At 41.0% G+C, this 5,167-nt stretch carries 6 protein-coding genes and 1 pseudogene; 1 reads left to right on the top strand and 6 read right to left on the bottom strand.

Features of this window, described 5'->3' with window-relative positions:
• Positions 1 to 513: 513 nt before the first annotated feature.
• From IM456_RS17450 to IM456_RS17435, 4 genes and pseudogenes are all read right to left on the bottom strand, one after another.
• A pseudogene (locus tag IM456_RS17450) lies at positions 514 to 742 on the bottom strand (ISNCY family transposase); the annotation flags it as partial.
• Entirely contained in the window at positions 724 to 936 is a 213-nt protein-coding gene (locus IM456_RS17445) for a hypothetical protein (protein ID WP_149985894.1), read from the bottom strand. The pseudogene IM456_RS17450 and the gene IM456_RS17445, both read right to left, overlap by 19 nt.
• Positions 923 to 1,138 carry a PIN domain-containing protein gene (locus tag IM456_RS17440; protein ID WP_002797011.1) on the bottom strand — a complete coding sequence of 72 codons (216 nt, stop codon included), beginning with the start codon at positions 1,136 to 1,138 and terminating at the stop codon, positions 923 to 925. Before IM456_RS17440 ends, IM456_RS17445 begins: the two co-directional genes overlap by 14 nt.
• Before the next feature lies 1 nt (position 1,139).
• On the bottom strand, positions 1,140 to 1,313 hold the full coding sequence (locus tag IM456_RS17435; protein ID WP_287693641.1) for a hypothetical protein: 174 nt from the start codon (positions 1,311 to 1,313) through the stop codon (positions 1,140 to 1,142).
• 446 nt (positions 1,314 to 1,759) lie between these two features.
• Between IM456_RS17435 and IM456_RS17430 the strand changes: the two genes are divergently transcribed.
• Complete coding sequence (locus IM456_RS17430; RefSeq protein WP_287693639.1) at positions 1,760 to 2,482, top strand: PEP-CTERM sorting domain-containing protein; 723 nt, start codon at positions 1,760 to 1,762, stop codon at positions 2,480 to 2,482.
• Positions 2,483 to 2,598: 116 nt separating this feature from the next.
• Here the strand turns inward: IM456_RS17430 and IM456_RS17425 are convergent, their stop codons facing one another.
• Both IM456_RS17425 and IM456_RS17420 read right to left on the bottom strand, forming a co-directional pair.
• Entirely contained in the window at positions 2,599 to 4,170 is a 1,572-nt protein-coding gene (locus IM456_RS17425) for a Na+/H+ antiporter (protein ID WP_287693636.1), read from the bottom strand.
• A gap of 97 nt (positions 4,171 to 4,267) precedes the next feature.
• The coding region (locus IM456_RS17420) for an RNA-guided endonuclease InsQ/TnpB family protein (RefSeq protein WP_287712794.1) at positions 4,268 to 5,167 on the bottom strand (900 nt) is incomplete at its 5' end.

The following is a 5,167-nucleotide window of genomic DNA, read 5'->3' as shown; positions in this document are numbered from 1 at the left end:
ATGGGAGTGATCAGGGGGAAATTCAGGTACTTTTTCCCTGAAAATTAGGTAATTGACCCCCTCAAAATCGGTAAAACCCCACACCCCACACCCTACACCCTACACCCTGCTTCTAGGAAAAACTTTTTCAGCAGACCCTAACTAGAGAACTTCTGTAGAAGCATTATTTTTTGACAGATAATTATCATCCAACGCTGGAGATAGACAGGTTTTAAAAACTCTGTCCATGAAAAATCTATTTTAACTCATAAATTTAGATGAAATTCTAAAAAAAATTTTAGTTTTTTTTATCGAAAAAATCGGGTCTAAAACCTCGCTTTTTAAGGCGAAAAGTTTTTGGAGCGTGGCATGAATTCCCGTTACAAAAACGTACTCCTGCCTTCGTTAAAAATAACTTTCTTTTTCTCCTTCAAGAGATGTGGCATTTTCAACTAAAATTTACTTTTTTAAATGGGACATATTCGTTGAGAATAAATGATAAAAATTCCGACCAATTCTTAAACAAAATAAATTTTAATAGGGTACGAATATCATTAAAGAAAGAAGTCCGAGTTACTAATAGCTCACGAATCTTTTGATAGGTGTAATTAACTAAATCCAAAACAGTATGAAATAAAAAAGATAGTAAATTCAAAGACAATAAGAACTCGCACAAATGATTCTGACCATGACCAAAGTTATGCTCTAAATTATAACCGTGATTTTTAAGAACGTTATTGCCTTCTAACTCCCTAACTCCCCACCATTGATGCTTTTCTTTTGTTGAACGTAGCTCTGAAAATCGGCGAGGGTCAGTTCATCTAACCACTGATGTCGCTCGGCGGTGTAATCGCCATGGCCGACTTCCAATTGTTGCAGGAAGCGGAGCATTCCCACCACCCCTAAAGAGTCAACTAAAGCTTGATATCCTTGTTTTCTCAGTTCAGCTAATTTCATTGCCATCCTCCTTTGACACTCCCATCGCTAAAAGCGAGGGATTCTCTACCATTACGTTAATTGAATCTCTATATTGTTGAGCTTTTCGCAGCAGCCTGTCATCGGTGGTCAGGAAAATATCAGCGCCCCCCGCTTCAGCAAAAGCCAGATGTAAGGCATCATAGAACTTAAAACCCAGTTGGGAGGTACGGAGTAGGGGCAATTCATGAATTGCCCCTACTGGCGATAGGCCTTTCCCTCGATACCATCCAACGGGCAGCTTCTATAGTAGCTTCTTGCCAAAATTCGGCATCAGTAGCGGCTATATCTGAATAATCTATATCAGAATCTTTCATCTGATCAAGGATATTTAATTGTTCCTCTCTCGACATATTCATAGTAAATAATCACCTAAGTAGGTAGGCGTTAAAAATCATCAGATCCCCCCGCCTATCGGCACCCCCCTTATCAAGGGGGGCAGGGGGGATCGAACCTAAAATCCATTTTTAATTTAATTATAACCAGCTACTTAACAATATTAGCGAAATTTTGAACCCTATTACCGAATCTGACACACCGCGCCACAATCCCTCACGGAAGGCGATCGGTCGCCTGAGAAGCAGTAAAACATGGGAAAATACCTGAAACTTCTTCCCCTGTGAATCCCTAAGCTAGGGAGAAGAATATAAAGATTTATTAAATTGTAGCTTAGGATACAGTGCGGGGGTGGGTAATGTGTATCCTTTTGTCATCTCCTTTTGGCGCTGGGTTGAAGTGTTGCTTGACCTGAGCTACAAAGTCTCTTAAAACCCGCTGACCTAAAACCATCAATTTTTCAGATAATATGCCTAAAAATACAATATCGTTCACCCTTGCCACTATAGCAATGCCCATAGCCTTATATACAGTTGGTCTTTTTGAGCCTGCAAAAGCGGGAATTATTCGAGTTGACACACAATATGAATTTAAGGGAACTGGCATCATTATTAATGAATCAACATTGCAGCTAAAAAATAAATTTACATATACTTGTCCTTTATGCGGCGATACAAAAAAAATAACAATGCCTAGTGTAGAAATTGTTAAAAGAATAGCTGATATATTTCCAAATTTCGTTAACATATATCCTCTAACAATAGATATACCACAAAACCCTATTCTAAGTTCTCAACCTATCGACTTCTTTTATGTTTTAGCTACAGATATAGGAGGAGGTGTCGGCCCTCTTCCTAATGATTTTGCTTTGACAGATTCTTCCCTGTTTGGACCCGGTACAGGTATTGAATATAAGGCTGAAATTAGTCCGATTAATGATTTAGGTAACTTACCCACTTCTTCAACAAATAACCTAGAAATTCAATGGGATTTATCTCAAGTGTCACAGTCTACTGGTAATTTCTTCTTAGCTAAAACTACCATACCTTTCTGTGATGCTTGTTGTAAAATTCCAGAACCCTCTACCATCCTCAGTCTCCTCGCCCTCGGCACACTCGGCGCAGCCTCAACCCTCAAACGCAAACTAAAACCCTCCCAATCCACTGAAAAAGAAACTACAAAAGTCTCCTAAAATCCCCCATAAAACCCCACAAAAACCCCTTCATTAATTGCAGGGGTTTTTGTCATAGGAGCCAGTTGTCGATCGTTAGGAGAATTGAGATTGATTGTATATACCCCAAAATAGTCCTACTGTTCACTAATTTTACTTTCAGCGAGAATTTCTTGGAGGACGGGGGATAAATTGCTAGTTAAACGGCCGGCTCGAATAAATTCAGCGTAGGTATCAGCTTCGATATCTAGGAGGGTTTCCCGAAGTTGTTCCATTGTTAATAGCTGTAATTGGGGATAACTATCGTTGAGAGATTGTATTTCCGCTTCTACAGTCTTTAACTTTTCTTTGACGAGATGCTGCTCATAACTAAAGAATTCTGGGGCAACATCGGGAGATTTATCTAACTTAGAAAGATAGTCTAAAACTCTTTTTAAAGCTACCCGTCGGGCTAAAAGTTCCGCATAGTTTTCTCGAATTGGTTGATCACCGATCAGGTCTAATCTCGATAGGAAAGTTTGAATAGTTAATCCCTGAACCAAAAGGGTAAAGAGAACAACTCCGAAGACGATATCGATGATATCCTGACGATTGGGAAAAATAACCGGCACACTTAAAGCTAGGGCAATAGAAACGGAACCGCGCAAACCTCCCCACCATAAAACCGTTTTTTCCCGCCAATTAATTTTAGTTTCCATCAAGGCATTACTAACAGTTGCCAAAGCAAAGGTAGCCAGAAAACGGGCCGCTACCACAGCGGCGATCGTGATAAAAATTAAATTGAGATTATCGGCTAAACTGGAGAGACGAATCTGATCGCCGATGAGGAGAAAAACGATCGAATTGACAAAAAAAGCGAGAAACTCCCAGAATTGCGTGACTAATAGGCGGGTACGGGGACTCATACTAATTCTAGAGCCAAAATTACCTAAAATAATCCCCGTAGTCACCACTCCGATTACCCCCGAACCCCCGAACTCCTCGGTTAATAGATAAGCACCGTAGGCGGACACAAGAGTTAAAGACTGTTCCACTAGGGGTAAATCGAGACGTTGAGTCAGATAGGAAATACCAAAACCCACTAAACAACCCACTGCCACCCCGATACCGATAAAAGCGGCAATCCGGCTAATGGTTGTCTCTAAGGATAGACCACTAGCACCGAGGGGAATTTCCACCAAAAGAGCGAAAGCGACGACAGCGACCCCATCATTAAATAAGCTTTCCCCTTCCAAAAGCACGGTGAGGTTTTTACTGGCCCCTAATTCGCGAAAAAGAGCGACAACAGCAACGGGATCCGTAGAAGAAAGGCTCGCACCCACTAATAAGGCCGTAAATAGGGGTAAATTGGTCAATTCATCCAGGGTAAAACCAACCCCGAAAATCGAGATAATTACGCCGACAATAGCGAAAAGACTGACGGGAATCCAATTATCCTTCAGATCTCGCCAGCGCGTATTCCAAGCGGCTTCAAATAGCAAAGGGGGCAGAAAAATTTCTAGAATCAGTTCGGGGGATAGGTTCACCAGACGGATATCGATGAAAGCTAAACCTAAACCGACTATCACTAACAATAGGGTGTAAGGAATTTGGCGAAACCAGCTAAAAATCCTCGAAACCGTGGCCACACTCAGGGAAACGGACAAAACAATTAGAAATTGTTCTAAATTTTGCTTAATGACTTCATCGGTAGCGGATTCTAAACTCATTGGCTGGGAGGCAATCGGTGAGCGGACGTGCAAGAAAAGAACAATCTAAATTATTTGACATCCTCGCCGCCGTAAAACGGACGGCGATTCCCAAACCTCACGATTTGGGTTTCTGCTTCTTTCCCGAAGGATTTTTCGCACCTGCCTTCACAGATTTACTCTGTTCTGGTCTTATGGTCGCTCCACAGACTGACACCGCAAGCCCTGCGGCCAAAATATTTTTACTGGCGTTAATGTCTCGGTCATGGTGAGTCCCACAGTTCGGACAGTCCCACTCTCGAACATTTAACGGCAGCTTTTTCACAATATACCCACAATTACTGCACCGTTTAGAACTGGGAAAACATCTATCTATTTCGATGTAATTTTTCCCGTACCAACGGCATTTATAGGCTAATTGTCGGGTGATTTCTCCCCAGCTTACATCAGATATTGCCTGAGATAATTTCGGGTTTTTGACCATATTCTTAACGGCTAAATTCTCAACCACAATCGTTTGGTTTTCACGAACTAATTGAGTGGTTAGCTTGTGTAAATGGTCTTTTCTGCTATCAGTAATTTGAGCGTGAATTCTGGCTACTTTGATTCTTGCCTTTTCCCGATTTTTTGAGCCTTTCTGTTTTCGAGAAAGACTTTTAGATGCTCTTCGCAGTCTCCGATAATACTTTTTAAAATGCTCAGGATTAGATACCTTGTCACCATCGCTGGTAATCACGAGGCTACTAATTCCTAAGTCAATTCCAATGGCTTTATCTGTTACTGGTAATGGCTTAATCGTTGGGTCATCAAATCTTATTGAAATATGCCAACGTCCAGAAGGATGTAATCTGACTGTTACTGTGCTTGGTTCACAGCTTTCTGGTATTTGTCTTGACCATCGAATAGGTAAAGGTTCTGTGCATTTAGCTAAATAGATTTGTCTGTCTTTAAATTTAAAAGCAGATTTGGTAAATTCGGCACTTCCTCCCTGATGTTTTTTCTTAAAGTTAGGATACTT

The organism is Microcystis sp. M079S1 (assembly GCF_020246425.1).
Lineage (GTDB): Bacteria > Cyanobacteriota > Cyanobacteriia > Cyanobacteriales > Microcystaceae > Microcystis > Microcystis aeruginosa.
Note: the sequence above shows the minus strand (reverse complement) of the source record. Positions and strands in the feature narration are given on the sequence as shown.

Bases quoted from the DNA above. Each gene is read 5' to 3' on its own strand.
- IM456_RS17445 (WP_149985894.1), bottom strand. From the start codon at position 936: ATGAAATTAGCTGAACTGAGAAAACAAGGATATCAAGCTTTAGTTGAC.
- IM456_RS17435 (WP_287693641.1), bottom strand. From the start codon at position 1,313: ATGAATATGTCGAGAGAGGAACAATTAAATATCCTTGATCAGATGAAA.
- IM456_RS17430 (WP_287693639.1), top strand. From the start codon at position 1,760: ATGCCTAAAAATACAATATCGTTCACCCTTGCCACTATAGCAATGCCC.
- IM456_RS17425 (WP_287693636.1), bottom strand. From the start codon at position 4,170: ATGAGTTTAGAATCCGCTACCGATGAAGTCATTAAGCAAAATTTAGAA.